This window comes from Pseudomonas sp. UMAB-08, assembly GCF_900095225.1.
In the GTDB taxonomy this organism is placed as follows: Bacteria; Pseudomonadota; Gammaproteobacteria; order Pseudomonadales; family Pseudomonadaceae; genus Aquipseudomonas.
Map to the genome: position 1 here is coordinate 359,322 of NZ_LT607414.1, position 21,050 is coordinate 380,371.

Sequence of the window (21,050 nt, forward strand, 5' to 3'; positions counted from 1 at the left end):
TGAGTGAATCGAAATCAATGAACGGCGCAGAGTTTCTGCTCGCGCAACAGCAATGCCTCGTCGCATTTGGGGCAGAACTCATGCTCACCGTCGAGGTAGCCGTGCACCGGACAGATGGAGAACGTTGGGGTCACGGTCAGGTAAGGTAGGCGGAAGCGCCCGAGCGCCTTGCGCACCAGCTGTTTGCAGGCCTCGGTCGAGGAAATCCGCTCAGCCATGTACAGATGCAGCACCGTGCCGCCGGTGTATTTGCATTGCAGTTCGTCCTGAAGCTCCAGCGCCTCGAAAGGATCGTCGGTGTAGCCCACCGGCAGTTGCGAAGAATTGGTGTAATACGGCGCCTCAACGCTACCGGCCTGGAGTATCTCGGGATAACGTTTGCGGTCTTCCTTGGCGAAACGGTAAGTGGTGCCCTCGGCCGGGGTGGCTTCGAGGTTGTAGAGGTGGCCGGTTTCCTCCTGGAAACGCAGCAAGGTGGCGCGCACATGGTCCAGCAGCTTCAGGGCAAATTGCCGGCCCTGTTCGGTGTGCATGCCCTGCTCGTCTCCGGTGAAATTGCGCAGCATTTCATGCAGGCCGTTAAGGCCGATGGTGGAGAAATGGTTGCGCAAGGTGCCCAGGTAACGCTTGGTGTAAGGGTACAAACCTGCATCCATGTGATGCTGGATCACCTTGCGCTTGACCTCCAGGCTCTCCATCGCCAGTTCCATCAGGGTGTCCAGGCGGCGCAGCAGGCCGCTGGTATCGCCCTTGAACACATAGCCCAGACGCGCGCAGTTGAGGGTAACGACGCCCAGTGAGCCAGTCTGTTCCGCCGAGCCGAACAAGCCGCCGCCTCGCTTGAGCAACTCGCGGACATCCAGCTGCAAGCGACAACACATCGAGCGCACCTGATTGGGCAGCAAGTCCGAGTTGAGAAAGTTCTGGAAGTACGGCAGCCCATAACGTGCCGTCATCTCGAACAGGCGATCAGCATTCTCACTGTCCCAGGGAAAGTCATGGGTAATGTTGTAGGTCGGGATCGGGAAAGTGAACACGCGCCCCTTGGCATCCCCGGCCTGCATCACCTCGATATAGGCCCGGTTGAGCAGGTCCATCTCAGCCTGCAAATCGCCGTAGGCATAAGGCATTTCCACTCCGCCGACAACGGGAATCTGTTCACGCAGATCCTCCGGGCATACCCAGTCGAACGTCAGGTTGGTGAACGGTGTCTGGGTCCCCCAGCGCGAGGGCACATTGAGGTTGTAGATAAACTCTTGCAGTGCCTGGCGGACGTCCTTGTAGCTCAATTCGTCGTTGCGCACATAAGGCGCCAGATAGGTATCGAATGAGCTGAACGCCTGAGCGCCGGCCCATTCGTTTTGCAGGGTGCCAAGAAAGTTCACCATCTGCCCCAGGGCGCTACTCAGGTGCTGCGGCGGTCCCGCTTCGACGCGGCCCGGCACACCATTTAGGCCTTCATGCAGCAACGTGCGCAGCGACCAACCGGCACAATAACCGGCGAGCATGTCCAAATCGTGGATATGCAGATCGGCCTCGCGGTGGGCCTGACCGATGGCCTCGCTGTACACCTCATCCAGCCAGTAATTGGCAGTGACCTTGCCGGAGACATTGAGCACCAGCCCACCGAGCGAATACCCCTGATTGGCGTTGGCCTGCACCCGCCAGTCTTCGCGAGACAGGTACTCGTTCATCGAAGCCGCCACTTCGACGATCGCCTTGCGATCACGACGCAGGCGTCCATGCTGCTCCCGATAGACGATGTAGGCACGCAGGGCCTGAAAGAAACCGGCATCCATCAAGACCCGTTCGACCCGATCCTGGATCTGCTCAACATGCAACTCCGGTAAATCCTCCAGACTGACCAGCACGGCGTCGAGCAACTCCTCGGCCATGGCGGCATCGACGAAGTCATCGCTGGCACGACCGGTGGCGATGATCGCCTGACGGATCTTGTCTGCATCGAAGGCGACCTGACTGCCATCGCGCTTGTGCAAGCGGTTACACCCTACTGTGATCAGCGTGCTCTGCATTTGGCCTCCAAACACTACATATAGATGTTTTAACTTTTAAAAACACAACATGCAGTAAAGACTACGGACAAAGGACTCATTTGCAATTGATCGACGTCAAGAATCGTCAGCAAAAAAAAGGCCGCCCCACGGCGGCCAGAAAACACTCCGGATCAACCGCCACTCATGCTCATGAAGCGCAGAATCTGCACCTCGCCTTCGGGGTTGAAATCGTGGCGCAATGGCTTGCCAAGCAAGGCCTGGCGCACTGCGTTGATCACCGGTTGGTCGTCCAGCGGATAGCGGCGCAGCAAACCGCGCAAATCAAGGGCATCGTCCTGCCCCAGGCAAAGCAACAGTCGCCCTTCAACCGTCATCCGCACCCGGTTGCAGCTGCCGCAGAAGTTGTGGCTATTGGGTGAAATGAAACCGATCCGGGTATCGGGGTGGCGCTCCAGGCGAACATAACGTGCCGGTCCACCGCTGTTTTCGGTGCTGTCGAGCAACCGATGACGACTCGCGATCAGTGCACGCACCTCGTCGCTGGAACAGAATGTCTCGCCCCGCGAACGCCCGACGTCACCCAAGGGCATCTCTTCGATGAAACTGATATCGATGTGTTGCTCGATGGCGTACTGCACCAACCCAAGGACTTCATCAAAGTTGCGCCCTTTCATGACCACGCAATTGAGCTTGATCCGCTCAAAGCCCGCACCGCGAGCCGCTTCGATGCCGTTGAGCACCTGATCGAGATCACCGTTGCGGGTGATGGCGCGAAATTTCTCCCCGTCCAGACTGTCAAGGCTGATGTTCATCCGCTTGACCCCAGCCTCCGCCAACGGCCGGGCCAAACGGCCCAGTTGCGAGCCGTTGCTGGTCATCACCAGTTCGCGCAGACCGGGCAAAGCGGCAATGTTGCGGCACAGGCCGACAATACCGGGGCGAATCAGCGGCTCGCCGCCGGTCAGGCGGATTTTGCGCACCCCCAGACCGACAAACAGCGTCGCCAGGCGCTGCAACTCTTCGAGCGTAAGGACCTGCTGACGCGGCAGGAAGGTCATATTTTCCGCCATGCAATACACACAGCGAAAATCACAACGATCAGTCACCGACATCCGCAAATAATCGATCTGCCGCCCAAAACCATCCTGCATGACAGCGCTCATTACATCTCCCGGTTTGCCAAAGGGTTACTGCACCAGCGGTGAGTCGGCGCCCTGCAAGTGAATACCGCGAATATCCGCAGCACCGATCAGGGTTTGCAGGTACTGCACCAGGGCTTTCTGCCAGACACCTTGTTGCAGCTGCGTGCGAATTGCTGTCGAAACCACCTCATAGGGCAACGGCATGCCTTCGATCCGTTGATCGACACTGATCACATGCCAGCCGTAACGACTCTCCAGCGGTTTACTGGCCAGGCCCGGCGCCAGAGTGAACAGCTGGCGTTCCAGCTCGGGCACGGTTTGCCCTTTGCTGATCTGCCCCAGGGAGCCACCTTGAGCCTTCGACGGACAGGCCGAATACTTCAGCGCCACCTCGGAGAAGCTGCCAGGGAAATCCTCCAGGCGCTGTAGCAGTACTTCCGCCTGATCGTGCGCCAGACCTCGGGCCTCGGCATCGTCCGGGGCACATTCGAGCAGAATGTGCCGCACCGCTAACAGCGGCGCGCTGTGGAAGCGACCGCGATTATTTTCGTAGTAACGAAGACTGGTTTCCTCATCACACTGAGGCACCTGCACTTCACGTTCGAGCAACAAACGGGTGGCCGCTTCCTCTTCGTTCTCACCGGCACCTATCTGCAACGACAGGTCGAGTTCGGCGATTCGCTGCTGCAACAACTCGCGGATCACCAGCGCCCTGGTGGCCAGATACACCGCTTCCTCGCGGCTTTCAGCCGGGTGATATTGCAGCTCCTGGGCCATCATTTCTGGGGTGATCGATACATCGTTGACGCTGATGATCGGCCACTCCTGTTCGCTGCTGGCGATCAATTGCACCGGGGCGCCGTCGGCAGCCGCCGGTTCAGTTGCTCCTGATTCAACCGGGAGGGGCTCAAACTGCACCGCCCCGCCTGTCGCGATATCCACGACGCCGGGCGCCGAGGACTCCGCTTGCTTTGAAGATCCGCAGCCACCGCTGCCGCCGTTACCGCCGCCACATCCACATCCACCTGACATGATTGCCTCCTCAGATTTTCTGCCGAACGATTTGATAACGCCGCCCCAGGTACCAGATCGGTGCACTGATCATGTGTACAAGACGAGTGAAGGGGAACAGCACGAACAGGGTCAAGCCGAGAAACACGTGCAGCTTGTAGATCAAGCCAACTGGCTCGATGGCCGCCGCCGCTTCCATCGGACGCAACAGCACGGTGTTCTGCGCCCAATCGGCGAGCAGCACCATGACCGAGCCGTCCATGTGCGAAGTGGACGCCACGATCGTCAGCAGGCCGAGTACCAACTGCGCCAGCAGCACCAGCAGAATCAAAATATCTGAAGGGCTGGAAGTGGCGCGCACCCGTGGATCGGTGAGCCGTCGATTGACCAGCATCAGCAGACCAATCAGGCACAACAGGCCGAAAACCCCGCCGGAGACCATCGCCAGCAACTGCTTGTTCTCAGTGCTGATCACATGGTGATAAACCGACGCTGGCGTCAGCAAGCCGACAAAGTGCCCGGCCAATACAAACAACACACCTATATGGAAGAAGTTGCTCGCCACGCGCATCCCGCGATTGTTGAGCATCTGACTGGAGCCAGCCTTCCAGGTGTACTGCGAGAGATCGAAGCGTGCCCAACTGCCTAACAGGCAGATCGCCAGGGCGACATAGGGGTACACCCCGAACAACAACAGATTCCATTTAGACATTACCTACCTCCCCGGCTGGCACGGCGGCCAATCCTTCATGCTGAAAATCAACCCAGTGCAGCGGTACGGCGCTTTCCTCACGAGCCTTGCCCGGCGCACTCGGCAGGGAGCCACAACGGTCCTGCTGTTCAGCCTGGAGAAAGTCCACGGCCTCTTCTTCCCAGATTTTGTCGAGGGCTTCGAGGGAGTCGTCGCGGGGTTCCGCTGCGACCTGCGCACGCAGATCGGCCACCGCCTGATGAGGCTCGGCCCCGGCGATCTGCAGCAGCGCCCGGAAGCAACTGGCGTAAGCACTCTCACGCTCTTCCAGACGCGCCGCCAGCAAGGCCAACAGATGCGAAACATCGGCCAGGCCCTCGCGAGCCTCGATGTCTTCGCGGGTGGAGAGGAACTCCAGGTACAGCGGGATGTAGTCCGGCAGCTCTTTGACGCCGATGGCAAAACCGGCCTCCTCGTATTGCGCCATCATGTCGACCATGGCTTGACCCCGGTCACGGGATTCGCCGTGCACATGCTCGAACAGCAGCAACGACAGCGAGCGACCCCGACCGAACAGCGCACCGTAGTGCTCCTGCCCGTCCATCAGGTCATTGGCGCAGATCAGCTCAAGCAATTCGAACAACGCGCCGCGCTGCTTGGGGCTGATTTCCCGGGCCTGGATAATCGCCTGCTCCAGTTCTTCACGACCGGCAATCAATGTCTCGGTCGGATAATCGAGCAGAAGCGAAATCACTTTGAGAATGCGCATGCTCATTCCTCCCACAACTGAACGGTTTTCAGGATGTCGCGGCGGTTGGCTTTCTTCGCGCCAAACATATTGGTGTCGGAACTGCCACTGCAGCCGCTGCCGAAACTGAAGCCGCAGCCCGAGCGCTCGGCAAAAGCATCGCTCATGGCATCTTCACGGTGGGCGCTGGGCACCACGAAACGGTCTTCGTAGTTGGCGATCGCCAGGTAGCGATACATCTCCTCGACCTGGGCCACGCTCAAGCCGACATCCGCCAGCACTTGCAGGTCCTGAACGCCATCGACTTGTTCGGAACGTTTGTAGGCACGCATTGCCAGCAAGCGTTTGAGCGCGCGCTTGACCGGTTTTTCATCGCCCGCCGTCAGCAGGTTGGCCAGGTACTTCAGGGGAATACGCAGGCTATCGACATCCGGGATCACCCCGTTCATGCCCACGGTGCCAGCCGTTGCGGCGTTCTGGATCGGTGACAGCGGCGGTACGTACCAGACCATTGGCAAGGTGCGGTATTCCGGGTGCAGCGGCAGCGCGAGTTTCCAGTCCACGGCCATTTTGTAGACCGGTGAACGTTGTGCGGAATCGATCACCGACTGAGGTACACCGTCGGCCAGGGCCTGGCGAATCACTGCCGGGTCGTTCGGGTCGAGGAAGATCTCCAGTTGTTTTTCGTACAGATCCTGCTCATTCGCCGTGCTCGCCACTTCGCTGATGCGGTCGGCGTCATACAGCAGCACGCCGAGGTAGCGAATCCGCCCGACGCAGGTTTCGGCACAGACCGTCGGCATCCCGGCTTCGATACGCGGGTAGCAGAAGATGCACTTCTCGGATTTACCACTTTTCCAGTTGAAGTAGATCTTCTTGTACGGGCAGCCGCTGATGCACATCCGCCAGCCACGGCATTTTTCCTGGTCGATCAGGACAATCCCGTCTTCTTCGCGCTTGTAGATCGCCCCGCTCGGGCAGGCCGCTGCACACGTAGGGTTGAGGCAGTGCTCGCACAGACGCGGCAAATACATCATGAATGTATTTTCATACTCGCCGTAGATGTCGGCCTGGATCTTGTCGAAGTTCTTGTCTTTGCGCCGTTTGGCGAATTCAGTACCGAGGATTTCCTCCCAGTTCGGGCCCCACTCGATTTTTTCCATACGCTTGCCAGAAATCAGCGAGCGCGGCCGTGCCGTTGGCTGGTGTTCGCCCAGCGGTGCGGTGTGCAGATGCTGGTAATCGAAGTCGAAGGGTTCGTAGTAATCATCAAGGCTCGGCAGATCCGGGTTGGCAAAAATATTCGCCAACACGCGGAATTTACCGCCAATGCGCGGGTTGATCGTGCCGTTGGCATTGCGGATCCAGCCGCCCTTCCACTTGTCCTGGTTTTCCCATTCTTTCGGGTAGCCGATCCCGGGTTTCGATTCGACGTTGTTAAACCAGGCGTATTCCATGCCTTCACGACTGGTCCAGACGTTTTTGCAGGTGATTGAGCACGTGTGGCAACCGATGCATTTGTCCAGGTTCAGAACCATGCCGATTTGTGAGCGAATCTTCATCTCAGTTCTCCTCGATATCGGTCGGCAGGGGACGCGGCAGGTCATCGCCTGTCGAACCATCGAGCCAGTCGACTTTGGCCATCTTGCGCACCACGACGAATTCATCGCGGTTGCAACCGACCGTGCCGTAATAGTTGAAACCGTAGGCTTGCTGGGCGTAGCCACCGATCATGTGGGTTGGCTTGAGCACAACGCGGGTGACCGAGTTGTGATGGCCGCCACGGGTCTTGGTGGTTTCGGAACCGGGCACGTTCACGATCCGTTCCTGGGCGTGGTACATCATCACCATGCCTTCCTTGACCCGCTGACTGACCACCGCGCGGGCGGTCAGCGCACCGTTGATGTTGAAGCACTCGATCCAGTCGTTGTCTTCGATACCGGCGCGTTTCGCGTCGATCTCAGAGAGCCAGACAATCGGCCCGCCACGGCTGAGGGTGAGCATCAGCAGGTTGTCGCTGTAGGTGCTGTGGATGCCCCATTTCTGGTGCGGAGTGATCCAGTTCAGGACGATTTCGGTTTCGCCGTTGCTGCGCTTGCCTTTCACCCCTTCGATGGTGCGGGTGTTGACCGGCGGCCGATAACTCATCAGCTGCTCACCGAACGCCTGCATCCACGGGTGATCCTGATAGAACTGCTGGCGACCGGTGATGGTGCGCCATGGAATCCCTTCGTGAACGTTGGTGTAACCGGCGTTATAGCTGACGTGATCGTCTTCGAGTCCCGACCAGGTTGGGCTGGAAATGATCTTGCGCGGCTGCGCCTGAATATCGCGGAAACGAATCGCCTCGTGAGCCTTGGACAGCGCCAGATGGCTGTGGTCGATCCCGGTGAATTCCGACAGCGCGGCCCAGGCCTTGACCGCCACCTGGCCGTTGGTTTCCGGTGCCAGGGACAGAATCACTTCTGCGGCATCGATCGCCGTGTCGATTTTTGGCCGACCCTGGCTGATACCGGCTGCGCCTTCGTGGTGATTGAGTTCACCGAGGAATTTCACTTCGTCATCGGTGTTCCAGTTGATGCCCTTGCCACCGTTGCCGTTTTTCTCGAGCAATGGCCCAAGGGAAGTGAACTGTTTGTAGATGTTCGGGTAGTCACGCTCCACCACATGCAGGTTCGGGGCGTTCTTGCCTGGCTCTGGGGCCACGCCGGCACTTTTCCAGTCGGTACCGCCGAATGGCTGGGCCAGTTCGCCGACGCTGTCGTGCATCAGCGGGATGGTGACCAGATCCTTTTCAACGCCCAGATGCCCTTCGGACATGCTGGAGAACGCCTTGGCGATGCCTTTGTAGATCTCCCAGTCCGAACGCGATTCCCAAGCCGGATCGATGGCTGCCGACAACGGGTGAATGAACGGGTGCATGTCCGAGGTGTTCATGTCGTCTTTTTCGTACCAGGTTGCCGTCGGCAACACGATGTCCGAGTAGACGCACGTCGAGGACATGCGGAAGTCCAGCGTGGTGACCAGATCGAGTTTGCCGATAGCGCCCTCGTCCACCCATTCCGCCTCTTCCGGCTTGCAGTCGCCAACCTTGCCGATATCTTCGTTCATCACACCGTTTTTGGTGCCGAGCAGGTACTTGAGCATGTACTCGTGGCCTTTGCCCGAGGAGCCCAGCAGGTTGGAACGCCAGATAAACATGTTGCGCGGGAAGTTGACCGGGCTGTCCGGCTGTTCGCAGGAGAACCGCAGGGAACCGTCCTGCAACGACTTGACCACGTAGTCCTTGGGGTCCATGCCCGCAGCGGCAGCGTCACGGCAAATATGCAGCGGGTTGGTGTTCAGTTGTGGCGCGCTGGGCAGCCAACCGGCGCGTTCGGCGCGGATGTTGTAGTCCAGAGCATGTTCAGGGAACAGACTTTTATCGGCCAGCGGCGAGAGCACGTCGTGCATGCTCATTTTCTCGTGACGCCATTGCGAACTATGGGCGTAGAAGAAACTGGTGCCGTTCATTTGCCGTGGAGGACGATTCCAGTCGAGGCCGAACGCCAGTGGCAGCCAACCGCATTGCGGACGGAGTTTTTCCTGACCGACGTAGTGCGCCCAACCGCCACCGGTCTGGCCGACACAACCGCAGAGCATGAGCATGTTGATCAGCCCACGGTAGTTCATGTCCATGTGGTACCAGTGATTCATCGCGGCGCCGACGATGATCATCGAGCGACCCTTGGTCTTGTCGGCGTTGTCGGCGAACTCACGGGCGATCTGGATGGCTTTCTCACGGCTGACGCCGGTGATCTGCTCCTGCCAGGCCGGGGTACCGGGTACGCTGGCGTCGTCGTAATCCTTGGCAACGTTGGCGCCACCAAGGCCGCGATCGATCGCCAGATTGGCCGCCGACAGGTCGAACACGGTGGCGACTTTCGCCACGCTGCCGTCCGCCAGAACCACGTTATGCACCGGTACACGCCGGTATTGCACGGCATCGCCTGCCACGTGCTGGAAGTGTTCGTGGGACTCGCCGGCAAAATACGGGAACGCCACTTCGGCGACGTCATCACCGATCAGACTCAGCTTCAGATCGATCTCACGGCCTTCGCCGCCTTCACGAGCGAGGATGTTCCACTTGCCCTTCTCGCCCCAGCGATAACCGATGGAGCCCTGGGGTGAAACCAGTTCACCGCTGACATCCAGGGCGATGGTTTTCCATTCCGGGTTGTTTTCCTGGCCGAGATTGTCGGTCAGGTCACTGGCGCGCAAGAAGCGGTCCGGCTGGTAACCGGCGCCCGGTGCCACGTCCACCATTTGCTTGAGCAGTACCAGCACTGGCAAATCGGTGAAGCGCTTGGCGTATTCGGTGAAATAGGCGCTTGGCTTGTCCAGGTGGAATTCTTTGAAGATCACATGGTTGAACGCCTGGGCCAGCGCCGCATCGGTGCCTTGTTTAGGGTTCAGCCACAGGTCGGTAAGCTTGGCGACTTCCGAGTAATCTGGAGTGATGGCGACCGTTTTGGTGCCCTTGTAACGGACTTCGGTGAAAAAGTGCGCATCCGGGGTACGGGTCTGAGGAACGTTGGAACCCCAGGCAATGATGTAGTTGGAGTTGTACCAGTCGGCCGATTCCGGCACGTCGGTCTGCTCGCCCCAGACCATCGGCGAAGCCGGTGGCAAGTCGCAGTACCAGTCATAGAAGCTCAGGCACGCACCGCCGATCAGCGACAGATAACGCGAACCTGCGGCATAGCTGACCATCGACATGGCAGGAATCGGCGAGAAACCGACGATCCGGTCGGGACCATATTGCTTGATGGTATAGACGTTGGCAGCGGCGATGATCTCGTTGACTTCCTCCCAGTTGGAACGAATGAAGCCCCCCATGCCGCGTTTGCTTTTATAAGAGTCGGCCTTGACCTTGTCCTCGACGATGCTGGCCCAGGCTTCGACCGGTGCCATTGTCTGCCGCGCATCGCGCCAGAGTTTGAGCAACGGCTTGCGAATTTTCGGGTACTTGAGCCGGTTGGCGCTGTAGATATACCAGCTATAGCTGGCACCACGCGGGCAGCCACGGGGCTCATGGTTGGGCAGATCGTTGCGGGTACGCGGGTAGTCCGTCTGTTGGGTTTCCCACGTGATCAGACCGTTTTTGACGTAAATTTTCCAGGAACAGGATCCCGTGCAGTTCACCCCATGGGTGGAGCGCACGATCTTGTCGTACTGCCACCGCGAACGGTAGACGTTCTCCCAGTCGCGGGACTCCTTGCGGGTCTCTCCATGACCGTCGGAAAACTCGTTTTGCTTGCGATTGAAAAACCGCAGTTGATCCAGTAAATGACTCAAGGTGTATTCCTCTCAGGCTTGCCGCGGGGTCTGTGCCCCGCCCACGCAATGGTTGGATTCGGGTCGTGTCAGCAGGGCGTCGCGGCGCCCTTGCGGGCGTACCACCACCAGGTCACCACAATGCAACTCAGGTAAAAGCCGACGAACATGTAGAAGGCCATCTCCGGGCCGCCGGTCTGCGCCATCGAAGTGCCGAAAGATTTGGGAATGAAGAACGCACCGAAGGCGCCCATCGCGGAACTGAAGCCGAGCACTGCAGCCGACTCCTTGCCGGCATTTTTCATCGCTTGTTCGCGGATGGCAGGCGCTTGCCCGGCGGAGAACTTTTCATGAAGGGTGCGGAAGATCACCGGGATCATCCGGAAGGTGGAGCCGTTGCCCACGCCCGTGGTGATGAACAGCAGCATGAACATGCCGAGGAAGCCGTAGAAGTTGCCGCCCGTACCGTGCTGCGGCAGAAAGTGCAGCACACCGAACACCATGACGATCATCAGGACGAAGTTCCACAAGGTCACTTTCGCGCCGCCGAGCTTGTCCGCCAACCAGCCGCCCAATGGGCGCACTAAGGCACCCACCAAAGGGCCGAGGAAGGCGAATTTCAAGGCGATGACATCAGGGAAGGAGGTTTTGATCAGCAGCGGAAAGGCTGCGGAAAAGCCGATGAACGAACCGAAGGTTGCCAGGTACAACCAGCACATCAGCCAGTTGTGCTTGCGCTTGAAGATCACTGCCTGCTCGCTGAACGAGGCTCTGGCGCTGGACAAGTCATTCATGCCGAACCAGGCAATCACCGTCACCGCGACAATGAACGGTACCCAGATAAACCCTGCGTTCTGCAGCCACAACTGGCTGCCGTCTGGCAGTACTTGCGGTGATCCGCCCATGAAGCCGAACACACCAAAGGTAATCACCAGCGGCACACAGAACTGCATCACCGAGACACCCAGGTTACCCAGCCCGGCGTTGAGGCCCAGGGCCGTACCCTGCTGGGACTTGGGATAGAAGAAGCTGATGTTGGACATGCTCGAGGCAAAGTTGCCGCCGCCGAAACCGCAGAGCAAGGCAATCAGGACAAACACGCTGTAGGAGGTGCTCGGGTCCTGCACGGCGAAGCCCATCCAGATCGATGGCAGCAACAGCGACGCAGTACTCAGGGCGGTCCAGCGGCGGCCGCCGAAGATCGGCACCATAAAGGAGTAGAAGACCCGCAAGGTTGCGCCCGAGAGCCCAGGCAATGCCGCCAGCCAAAACAGCTGATCGGTGCTGAAGGTGAAGCCAATGGCGTTCAAACGCACAATCACCGTGCTCCAGACCATCCACACCGCAAAGGCCAACAACAGCGCAGGAATGGAGATCCACAGGTTACGTGTGGCGGTTTGTTTGCCGGTACGCCCCCAGAACGCGGGGTCTTCCGGGCGCCAGTCGTGAATGACCGGGCCTGAATCAGGCTTTTGCAGAACGGACATGTTCTTCTCCTTGGGCAATGCTGGAAAACGGGAATGGGGTCACTGGCGGCTGCTTACCGAGCCACGGGCGTTTGCGGATTTCGCTGAAATACATCCAGGTCAGGGAGACCCAGACCACGCCATACATCAACATGAAGCAGGAGGAGCGCACGCCGGTCAGGTCCACCAGTGCGCCGAACAGAATCGGCAACACGAAACCGCCCAAGCCGCCAGCGAGGCCGACAATGCCGGACACCGCCCCCATGTTTTCCGGGTAGTCGTTGGCGATGTACTTGAAAACCGACGCCTTGCCGAACGCGAAGGCGATACCCATGACGAACAACAGTGCGGTGAATAGCGTGGGGCTCAAGCCGATATGAACGTTCAGCGGGCCGTTGATGGTCTGCACCTGCAATTGAGTCTGGGGATACGAGAGCAGAAACAAGCAGATCCAGCTGACCCACAACACCCACCAGGTGACGCTTTGAGGCCCCCAGCGATCCGACATCCAGCCGCCGACGGCGCGCAGTACGCCGCCAGGCAGGGAAAAGCAGGCCGCCAACAGGGCCGCGCTTTGCAGGTTGAAGCCGTATTCCTGCACGTAGTATTTGGTCATCCACAGCGCCAGGCCGACATAGCCGCCGAAAACGATCGAGTAGTACTGGCAGTAACGCCACACTGCAGGGTCCTTCAACGCACTTAGTTGTTCACGCAAGCTGGCGCCATTGGCGCTGCGATGGTCTTTGTTTTCTGCGCTCAAGAACCAGAACAGCAGTGCAGTGATGAACAGGATTGCGCTGTAGACTTTCGGCACCAACTGCCAGCTGCCGGCAGCGATCAGCGCCGGAGCCAGAAACTTGGTCACCGCGGCCCCGGCGTTACCGGCACCGAAGATGCCCATGGCGAAGCCCTGGTTCTCCTTGTCGAACCATTTGGCGACATAGGCAATCCCCACTGAAAACGAGCCGCCGGCGAGGCCAACGAACAAGCCCAACGCCAGGAACTGCCAGTAGGCGGTGGCGTGGCTGATCAGATACAGTGGCGCCACGCAGGCCAGCATCAGCAGGAAGAACACGCTGCGCCCGCCGAAGCGGTCGGTCAGCAGGCCCAACGGTAAACGCACCAGTGAGCCGGTCAGCACCGGGGTCGCGGCGAGCAGGCCGAATTGGGTTTCGTTGAGCTGGAGAAGCTCCTTGATCGGCACGCCGAGCACGGCAAACATCATCCAGACCATAAAACACACGGTGAAGGCCAGCGTACTCATACCCAGCACAAGCCCTTGTTGCACACGCGGTTGGGTCACAATGCTCTCCAGTCAGTTATCCATGGCTGGAGACTAGTGAGGCGCACCCTGCAGAAAATTGACCCACATCAACGAAGCCCATGGCGCTATAAGCCTATGCTGATGCGGTCTACCTCCAAGGAGGTAGACCAAAAATCCAATAAAACCCTATATTTATCAACCTGTTAACTTTTTATGTCGACGCTTTGACCTACCGGGAGAGGCCGACAACTCTTTAGAGGTAGTGCGACCGGGATCGGCTGCAAAACCATCCGCAGCCACCATTTGGAGTTCTACATGCCAGGTTTCCTCATCTTGTTTCTGGGTCAGCGCTGATGCTGCGCTGGTTGCGCAGCTCCCTGCCCGCTCGCGCTGCGCTAGCGGTGATCCTGATTGCCATCCTGGCGCTCGCCAGCTCCCTGAGCGCCGGGCTGATCGCTTGGTTCAGTCAGGGCGATGCAGCGGCCATCAACACCGCCGGTTCCGTGCGCATGGAGACCTACCACCTGAGCTGGAAACTGGCCTCTGGCGCAACCGGTGAAGAAATCTCAACCATCACCGACAGCCTGCAACAACGCCTGGACAGTCAATCGCTCAAGGCTGTGCTGGACGATGGTCCGGCAACCGCCCTGCAGGCCAGCTACCAACAAATCCAGCAACGCTGGAGCACCGATTTACGTCCGGCGCTGGAGCGTGGCGACTCGGAATTTTTCCAGGCCAATGCCTTGCCTTTCGTCGAGCAACTGAACCAGTTCGTCAGCCTGTTGCAGCAACAAAGCGAACACAAACAAGGCTGGCAGCAGGCAATCCAGGGCATGGCCCTGTTCACTACCATCTTCATCCTGCTGATCGGTCTATATGAGTTGCAGTACGGCGTCGTAAAGCCCTTGCAAGAACTGGTGGACGCCACCAAGCGCTTTCGCGACGCAGACTTCAAAGTGAGGGTCAACCATCAGTCGCAAGATGAGCTGGGCCAGTTGGCCATGAGCTTCAACGCCATGGCCGAAACCATCGAAGAGTCGCACCGCACCCTCGAGAGTCAGGTCCAGCAGAAAACCCTGAACCTGCAACAAGCCAATGCCGCCCTGGAACTGCTGTACCAAAGCAGCCGCAGCCTGGCTACGCGCCTGGCCAATGCCGAAGGGCTGGATGAACTGATCCGGCGCTTCCAGCAACGCTTGCCTGGCTTGCGTCTATCTCTATGCTTGCGCGGCGCGGTGCAGGCACCCGCCTCGCACATGCTCGCCCTGCATGGCGAAAACCACCGGGAAGTCTGTGCCAGCAGTGAATGCGCCACCTGCCAGAAACACACTAAATCCAGTCCGCAAACCTTCAGCATCAGCAACCAGGGCAATGAACTGGGTGAGCTCAAGGCGCATTTTGACGATGGGCATCGGGCACAGAACTGGGAGTCCCAACTGATCCAGGCGCTGGCCAACCTGATCGGTACCTCGCTCTCGCTCAAACGCCAGCGCGAACAGGATCATCGCCTGCTGCTGCTCGAAGAACGCACTATCATTGCCCGCGAGCTGCACGACTCACTGGCCCAGGCGCTGTCGTACATGAAGCTGCAAGTCAGCCGCATGCAAACCCTGATGCGCCGTGGCGAACCGGTCGAAACCCTGGAAACCGTCACCGCCGAACTGCGCGAGGGGCTGAACAATGCCTACCGCCAGCTACGCGAACTGTTGACCACCTTTCGCTTGCAGATTCACGACGAAGGGCTGGTGCAAGAGCTCAAGGACACCGCCCAGGAATTCTCCCGCCGTGGGGATTTCCTGGTGCACCTGCACGTCGATACGCTGGCCTTTCAACTGTCGGCCAGTGAGCAGATCCACATTCTGCAAATCACTCGCGAAGCGCTGTCCAACTGCTCGCGCCACGCCCATGCGCAAAACGCCTGGCTGCAACTGCGTCAGGACGGCGAAACCGTCAGGCTCTCGGTCGAAGACGACGGTCGGGGCTTCAGCGGCAATATCGACAAGCGTGAACACCACGGCCTGACCATCATGGAGGAACGCGCCCGCAGCTTGCGCGGTCACCTGCAGATATGTTCCCGGGTGCCGCAAGGCACCCTCGTCCAGCTGGAATTCCAACCGGAGTTTCTCGGGCAACAAACAGAAGGTAGCGTTTCATGAATCCGTCCCTGCGACACAGAATCCTGCTGGTGGACGATCATCCGATGATGCGTCATGGCATCCGCCAAATGCTCGAACTCGAGGATGATTTCGAGATCGTCGGTGAAGCCGGAAACGGTGAAGAAGCACTCGCGCTCATCGAGCCGTTGCAACCCGATCTGATATTGCTCGATAACAACATGCCGCAGATGAATGGCATTGAAACCCTGCGGCGGTTACGGGCCACGCACTACACGGGAAAGGTGCTGCTGTTTACGGTGTCGGACGCCGAAGATGATATTCGTGACGCGCTGCGCCTGGATGCCGATGGCTACCTGCTCAAGGACATGGAACCCGAACTGTTGATTCAATACATTCGTGATGCATTGAACGGTGCACTGGTCATCAGCCCCGGCCTGACTCGGGCCATGGCCCAGGCATTGCGTTCACCGCCACGCCAGGCCGTGGTGGAACTGACCGAGCGCGAGCGCCAGGTACTGAAAACCATTGCCAGCGGCTTTAGCAACAAGGTCATCGGGCACAAGCTGGGCATCACCGAAGGTACGGTCAAGGTTCACGTCAAAAACCTGTTGCACAAGCTCGGTTTGCGCTCGCGGGTAGAGGCGGCCGTGTGGGCCATGGAGCATCTGCGCAGCACCAGCTGACGGACATCCCTCTTTGGAGGTAGACCTGCGGAGGCATAGGCCACAGGGTCCGCGAGCTCTACCATGACCGTCAGCGGAGGTACGCCATGCTGACCCACCCTTCAATCGTTTTAACGTTGCGCCGTCACCACCTGTTCAGCCAATTGCCGGAAAAGGTCTTCCAGGATGTTTGCAATCTGGCCAATCTCAAACACTTGGGCTGTCACGCCACACTCATGCATCAAGGCGATCCGGCCAAGCGTTTCTTCTTGCTGGTCAGCGGTCAGATCAAGCTGCACAGGGTTACGGGTGAAGGTCAGGAAAACCTGGTGGAGGTCATTCACGCCGGGCAAACCTTCGCCGAAGCCCTGCTGTTCAGCCAGGCCAGACTCTACCCGGTGAGTGCCACGGCACTGAAGGACTGCGTGCTGGTCAGCATTGAGGGCAGCCATTACCGCAACGCCCTGGAAGATCAGCCGAAGATCTGTCTGGCGATCCTGGCAAGCATGAGCATTCACCTGCACCAGCGCCTCAAGGACATTGACACCCTGACCCTCGCCAACGCCAGCCGACGGGTCATCAACTTCCTGTTCCAGGAACGGGACCCGGTCAATGGCCAGATCGTCTTGCAGGTGTCCAAGCGTCTGGTGGCCTCGAAACTGGGCATCCAGCCGGAAACCTTCTCGCGCATTTTGCATCGCTTGGTCGAGGGCGGCCTGATCGCCATGGAGCGCCGCAATATCCGCATCCTCGCCGAAGAGGATCTGGCCGCTTACCAACAGTAGCCGCCCCCGGATTTGACCATGGTCAAGGCACAATGCCGCCAGCCTTGCACACTGGCAGAGTCCATCACTGGAGAACCCTCATGCCCGATTCAACCCTGCCTTTGGTCTACTCCTGCTCCGGCTGTTCGAATGTCGCGCAACTGGCCAACACCCTGGCCTTGCGCCTGGATCGCGCAGGCCTGGCCGAAATGTCCTGCATCGTCGGTGTCGGCGGGCATGTCGCGCCGCTGGTCAATAAAGCGCGCTCGGGACGGCCGATCCTCGCGCTGGACGGCTGCCCGCTGCAATGTGTCGAAGCCTGTCTGAACCAGCACGGCCTGCACGCCGATGTGCACCTGATCCTCAGCCAGCACGGCCTGCGCAAACGCTATGGCGAGGACTGCACCGAGGAGCAGAGTGATGAGTTATTCGAGGAGGTAAAACGGTTGATTGGCGGGGGTGATCTTGAGGAGAAAAACCGGATGATCGTAGCCGCCGAGACGATGGATTGAGGATCTGACAGGGTCTTGATGCAATGAAAGTCCACTGTGGGAGAGTGTATATCCGCGAAAGACAGGCCGGCTGCCAGGCCGCCATCGCGAGCAAGCTCGGCTCCTACGATAGCCGCAAGAGCCAGGCCGGCTTCATCGCAGGCAATCACAGCAACGCAGATTCTCACCCCGCCGCCAACCCCTTCCCTGCCCGCTCCAGATTGCGCCACAACCAAACAGGCAATACATCAGGGTCCAGGCTATCGATCAGGTTCTTCAACGCCAACCCCAATTCGGTATCCCCCTCAATCACCAGACGCCTGCGAAAAAACAGGGTGTCAGGGTCTTCCTGACGACTGGCCAGGAGTAAAAACTCCCGCCAGTTGCCGCTGATGGTCACGTGCGCCTTTGCCCGCTCGGCGATCTGCAATCCCTCACGACCCAGGGTCAGGTACCAGGACAAGCTCAGATCTGGAATCCGCAGGCACAGCCAACGACCCCGTAACAGCTCAAAACTGCCGTCGCGCAGAGGCTCGGCGAGGCAGCGATTGAGCGCTTGCTGCAACACCAGCCGCTGTACGGCAAAAGGCACTCGGTGCGCCAACGGCAACAACCGATCAGCACCTTTCAACAACCATTTTTTCCGGTTCAACACAGGCCTGCCTCCTCGACGCGCAACATGCCAGCCTGGCCATGCCAATAACCATTGCAGCCCTCAACGAACAGCGGCGGCGTCTCGCCCAGACGAACCCGTTGATAGGCGGCAATCACTTCCGCCATCCCCTGGGCACGCGGGCTCAGGCGCAACAGATCAGCACCGCAGGCCACCAGTCCGGAATAATCAGCCAGCAGATTGGTCACGTCGGCCGACATTGTTTGAATGCCATTGATCGTGAACAACCGCTGGCCTTCCTGACTGCTCAAGGCCAAGCCGTCGGGGTAGTTGATGCAGCAAAACTGGCAGTCGTCCTTGGGCCGGTTTTCCGCCCTGGCGGTAAAACAGCGCGCGGAATAGGCCAGAGGCAAATGCCCATAAGCAAAAATTTCGATTTCCGGTACCTCGCGTCCCAACTCACGCACCTGCTCGATCACATCGCCAATCAGCGCCGCCGAACACTCCACCGGCGGCACCCAGCGGGTCATTCCGCAGTCCAGCAGTTGCGTCAGTGCATGGCCGTTGTACAGATTGAGCGCCGGTCCACCGACAAAGGGCAGCTTGCGCTCGGCCAGAAACTGCACCGCGCCCATGTCGTTAGCTTCCACCAGCAATTGGCCGTTGTCGCACAGGCGGCGCAGGCTGGAGAGCTCGGACGCTGCTTCGATCAGCGTCAGGCTGGAAAGCACCATCTGCGCCTGGCTGCACTCGTGCAACTCGCGCCCCAGGCCCAGCCATTGATCCAATGAAAATGCCCGGCGTTTCGAACACACGGTTTCCCCCAGATAAATCACATCCAGAGGCAAGGCCGACATCTCGGCGTAAAAGTTACTGAGTTGCTCTTTGTCCCAATAAAACAGGACCGGTCCCAAGCTGAGCTTCATGTCCAGTCCCTCATTGCCATGATCGATGATAAGCACCCAATGTGGTCTGGCTGCCTTCGGACAAACCAGCCAACACCTGACGCCATTCATCCTTGACCCGAAAGCTGCCCGGCGAGCCGCGATGGGCATCCAGCGCGGCACGCCAGACGCGGGTGACTTGTTCCACATAGGCCGGGCTGCGTTGGCGACCCTCGATTTTTACCGCTTCGACCCCGATGGCCGCCAGTTCCGGCAGCAGATCCAGGGTATCGAGACTGGTGGGCTCCTCCAGCGCATGAAAGCGCTTGCCACCCACCAGAAAGCGGCCTTTGCACAAGGTCGGATAGCCAGCGGGCTCGTCAGGGGTGTAGCGATCGATCAGGACTTCACTGAGGCGTGCGCTCAGGCCTTGGGCGTCTTCGCTCCAGCGTACTGCCTTGGCCGGCGAACAGACGCCACACAGGTTCGGCGATTCGCCCGTGACGTAGGAGGAAAGGTGGCAACGCCCTTCAGCCATGATGCACAAGCTGCCGAAGCCGAAGACTTCAATGGGCACCGGGCTGCTGGCGGCGACCTGGCGCACTTGCGTCAACGACAGCACCCGAGGCAGCACGGCGCGGCGAATACCGTAGCGTTGCGCATAGAACGTCAGCGCCGCGGCATGGGTTGCTGAACCCTGGACAGACAAGTGCAGCGCCAGTTGCGGGTGACGCTGACTGGCATAGTTGAGCACGCCAGGGTCGGCGGCGATCAGCGCATCCACGCCGAAGTCGGCGGCGCGATCCACCGCCCGCTGCCAGCGCTCCCAGCCCTTGGGCTGAGGGTACGTGTTAACCGCGACATAGAGTTTGCGTTGATGTTGGCGAATGAACGCGACTGCGGCGTCGAACTGCTTGTCGTCCATATTCAACCCGGCGAAATGCCGGGCATTGGTGTCATCACGAAAACCGACGTAAACGGCATCGGCGCCTTGGCGCACAGCCGCTTTAAGCGCAGGCAGGTTCCCTGCCGGGCAGACCAGTTGCATGGGTAATCCTCATGAAGGAACTCGTCTCGACCCTCGGTGGATACCTGCCGTCCGCAGACTCAGAGCAGTCGAAAATGCGCTGCCAGTCTAGCGAGACCGGCAGACAGGGCCTTGACGGTGATCAATTGCCATCAATGCATCAGGTCGGCGAAGGACAGGAACATGACGTTGTCGTGTTTGAGGACCTGCTGCCCGCACTCGATCACGGCAAGGCCGTCGGCCCAGCAGGCGGCGCTCAACATGGCAGAGCTTTGCTGAGGGTGCAGTTCCACACTCAATTGCCCATCGGCGCCTGGGCTCAGCCTTGCCCGCAGGTACTGCCGACGTTTGTTGCGCTGTAACCAATCGAACCCGGCCGGCACGGCCAATGGCACAGGCATCACCTCAGTGACTCCCTGTGCCCTGAGCAGAAACGGACGCACGACCACCAGCGCGGTAATCAGCGCCGCCGATGGATTGCCCGGCATGCCTATCCAGGGTTTTCCAGCGACTTCGCCAAACGCCAGCGGTTTGCCCGGCTGGATTGCCAGTCGCCAAAAATCGACGCTGCCCAGCGCTTCGATTGCCTGCTTGAGATGGTCTTCCTCGCCCACCGATACGCCACCAGAGGTCAGTAGCAGGTCGCATTCCGACGAAGCCAGGCTCAAGGCATGCCGGCTGGTCGCCAACTCATCGGCCATGACGCCATAGTCATGCACTTCCACGCCCCAACCGCGCAACAACGCGGCAAGGCAGTAACGATTGCTGTTGTATATCTGCCCCGGCGCCAACGGCTCGCCCGGCTCTCGCAATTCATCGCCGCTGCTGAGCAGGCACAC

General features: G+C 59.4%; 17 protein-coding genes. 4 read left to right on the forward strand and 13 right to left on the reverse strand.

Translation table 11 applies throughout. From position 1 onward, the window contains the following. Window positions 1-14: 14 nt before the first annotated feature. The 9 genes from K0F75_RS01600 to K0F75_RS01640 form a co-directional block, all read right to left on the reverse strand. A complete protein-coding gene (locus K0F75_RS01600; RefSeq protein WP_219060011.1) occupies window positions 15-2,033 on the reverse strand; it encodes a ribonucleoside triphosphate reductase in 2,019 nt (672 codons plus the stop codon). A 152-nt stretch (window positions 2,034-2,185) separates the two neighbouring features. Then, window positions 2,186-3,178 carry a GTP 3',8-cyclase MoaA gene (gene moaA / locus K0F75_RS01605; RefSeq protein ID WP_219060012.1) on the reverse strand — a complete coding sequence of 331 codons (993 nt, stop codon included), beginning with the start codon at window positions 3,176-3,178 and terminating at the stop codon, window positions 2,186-2,188. Window positions 3,179-3,202: 24 nt separating this feature from the next. Continuing rightward, on the reverse strand, window positions 3,203-4,189 hold the full coding sequence (locus K0F75_RS01610; RefSeq protein ID WP_219060013.1) for a peptidylprolyl isomerase: 987 nt from the start codon (window positions 4,187-4,189) through the stop codon (window positions 3,203-3,205). Window positions 4,190-4,199: 10 nt separating this feature from the next. Continuing rightward, complete coding sequence (gene narI / locus K0F75_RS01615) at window positions 4,200-4,880, reverse strand: respiratory nitrate reductase subunit gamma (protein WP_219060014.1); 681 nt, start codon at window positions 4,878-4,880, stop codon at window positions 4,200-4,202. Further along, window positions 4,873-5,628, reverse strand: a complete 756-nt coding sequence (gene narJ, locus K0F75_RS01620; protein WP_219060015.1) for a nitrate reductase molybdenum cofactor assembly chaperone — start codon at window positions 5,626-5,628, stop codon at window positions 4,873-4,875. Before narJ ends, narI begins: the two co-directional genes overlap by 8 nt. Window positions 5,629-5,630: 2 nt before the next feature. After that, window positions 5,631-7,169, reverse strand: a complete 1,539-nt coding sequence (gene narH, locus K0F75_RS01625; protein ID WP_046047388.1) for a nitrate reductase subunit beta — start codon at window positions 7,167-7,169, stop codon at window positions 5,631-5,633. Between the two features lies 1 nt (window position 7,170). Next, a complete protein-coding gene (locus tag K0F75_RS01630) occupies window positions 7,171-10,944 on the reverse strand; it encodes a nitrate reductase subunit alpha (RefSeq protein WP_219060016.1) in 3,774 nt (1,257 codons plus the stop codon). A 68-nt stretch (window positions 10,945-11,012) separates the two neighbouring features. Beyond that, entirely contained in the window at window positions 11,013-12,410 is a 1,398-nt protein-coding gene (locus K0F75_RS01635) for a NarK family nitrate/nitrite MFS transporter (RefSeq protein ID WP_219060017.1), read from the reverse strand. Next, window positions 12,388-13,692, reverse strand: a complete 1,305-nt coding sequence (locus tag K0F75_RS01640; protein WP_219060018.1) for a nitrate/nitrite transporter — start codon at window positions 13,690-13,692, stop codon at window positions 12,388-12,390. Before K0F75_RS01640 ends, K0F75_RS01635 begins: the two co-directional genes overlap by 23 nt. Before the next feature lie 314 nt (window positions 13,693-14,006). Between K0F75_RS01640 and K0F75_RS01645 the strand changes: the two genes are divergently transcribed. The 4 genes from K0F75_RS01645 to K0F75_RS01660 all read left to right on the forward strand — a co-directional run bounded on the left by K0F75_RS01645 (window position 14,007) and on the right by K0F75_RS01660 (window position 17,708). Then, on the forward strand, window positions 14,007-15,809 hold the full coding sequence (locus K0F75_RS01645; RefSeq protein ID WP_219060019.1) for a HAMP domain-containing protein: 1,803 nt from the start codon (window positions 14,007-14,009) through the stop codon (window positions 15,807-15,809). Further along, on the forward strand, window positions 15,806-16,453 hold the full coding sequence (narL, locus tag K0F75_RS01650; protein ID WP_219060020.1) for a two-component system response regulator NarL: 648 nt from the start codon (window positions 15,806-15,808) through the stop codon (window positions 16,451-16,453). Before K0F75_RS01645 ends, narL begins: the two co-directional genes overlap by 4 nt. Window positions 16,454-16,539: 86 nt before the next feature. Further along, window positions 16,540-17,217, forward strand: a complete 678-nt coding sequence (locus K0F75_RS01655; RefSeq protein WP_219060021.1) for a Crp/Fnr family transcriptional regulator — start codon at window positions 16,540-16,542, stop codon at window positions 17,215-17,217. 80 nt (window positions 17,218-17,297) lie between these two features. Then, complete coding sequence (locus tag K0F75_RS01660) at window positions 17,298-17,708, forward strand: putative zinc-binding protein (protein ID WP_219060022.1); 411 nt, start codon at window positions 17,298-17,300, stop codon at window positions 17,706-17,708. A 163-nt stretch (window positions 17,709-17,871) separates the two neighbouring features. On the opposite strand, the gene K0F75_RS01665 is transcribed toward K0F75_RS01660, so the two are convergent. The 4 genes from K0F75_RS01665 to K0F75_RS25525 form a co-directional block, all read right to left on the reverse strand. Continuing rightward, the gene (locus tag K0F75_RS01665; protein ID WP_219060023.1) at window positions 17,872-18,342 is read right to left on the reverse strand and encodes an SCP2 domain-containing protein; all 471 of its coding nucleotides are present in this window, start codon (window positions 18,340-18,342) and stop codon (window positions 17,872-17,874) included. Then, window positions 18,336-19,226 (reverse strand): U32 family peptidase, encoded by an 891-nt coding sequence (locus K0F75_RS01670; protein WP_219060024.1) that lies wholly within the window; start codon window positions 19,224-19,226, stop codon window positions 18,336-18,338. The genes K0F75_RS01665 and K0F75_RS01670 overlap by 7 nt, the downstream gene beginning before the upstream one ends. Before the next feature lie 10 nt (window positions 19,227-19,236). Further along, window positions 19,237-20,232, reverse strand: a complete 996-nt coding sequence (locus tag K0F75_RS01675; protein WP_219060025.1) for a peptidase U32 family protein — start codon at window positions 20,230-20,232, stop codon at window positions 19,237-19,239. A gap of 131 nt (window positions 20,233-20,363) precedes the next feature. Next, window positions 20,364-21,050: molybdopterin molybdotransferase MoeA (locus K0F75_RS25525; RefSeq protein WP_257604228.1), on the reverse strand; the 687-nt coding region annotated here is incomplete at its 5' end.

What these genes read in the sequence shown, in the direction of transcription:
- K0F75_RS01600 (WP_219060011.1), bottom strand. Translation starts at nt 2,033, where the DNA reads ATGCAGAGCACGCTGATCACAGTAGGGTGTAACCGCTTGCACAAGCGC.
- moaA (WP_219060012.1), bottom strand. Translation starts at nt 3,178, where the DNA reads ATGAGCGCTGTCATGCAGGATGGTTTTGGGCGGCAGATCGATTATTTG.
- K0F75_RS01610 (WP_219060013.1), bottom strand. Translation starts at nt 4,189, where the DNA reads ATGTCAGGTGGATGTGGATGTGGCGGCGGTAACGGCGGCAGCGGTGGC.
- narI (WP_219060014.1), bottom strand. Translation starts at nt 4,880, where the DNA reads ATGTCTAAATGGAATCTGTTGTTGTTCGGGGTGTACCCCTATGTCGCC.
- narJ (WP_219060015.1), bottom strand. Translation starts at nt 5,628, where the DNA reads ATGCGCATTCTCAAAGTGATTTCGCTTCTGCTCGATTATCCGACCGAG.
- narH (WP_046047388.1), bottom strand. Translation starts at nt 7,169, where the DNA reads ATGAAGATTCGCTCACAAATCGGCATGGTTCTGAACCTGGACAAATGC.
- K0F75_RS01635 (WP_219060017.1), bottom strand. Translation starts at nt 12,410, where the DNA reads ATGTCCGTTCTGCAAAAGCCTGATTCAGGCCCGGTCATTCACGACTGG.
- K0F75_RS01645 (WP_219060019.1), top strand. Translation starts at nt 14,007, where the DNA reads ATGCTGCGCTGGTTGCGCAGCTCCCTGCCCGCTCGCGCTGCGCTAGCG.
- narL (WP_219060020.1), top strand. Translation starts at nt 15,806, where the DNA reads ATGAATCCGTCCCTGCGACACAGAATCCTGCTGGTGGACGATCATCCG.
- K0F75_RS01655 (WP_219060021.1), top strand. Translation starts at nt 16,540, where the DNA reads ATGCTGACCCACCCTTCAATCGTTTTAACGTTGCGCCGTCACCACCTG.
- K0F75_RS01660 (WP_219060022.1), top strand. Translation starts at nt 17,298, where the DNA reads ATGCCCGATTCAACCCTGCCTTTGGTCTACTCCTGCTCCGGCTGTTCG.
- K0F75_RS01670 (WP_219060024.1), bottom strand. Translation starts at nt 19,226, where the DNA reads ATGAAGCTCAGCTTGGGACCGGTCCTGTTTTATTGGGACAAAGAGCAA.
- K0F75_RS01675 (WP_219060025.1), bottom strand. Translation starts at nt 20,232, where the DNA reads ATGCAACTGGTCTGCCCGGCAGGGAACCTGCCTGCGCTTAAAGCGGCT.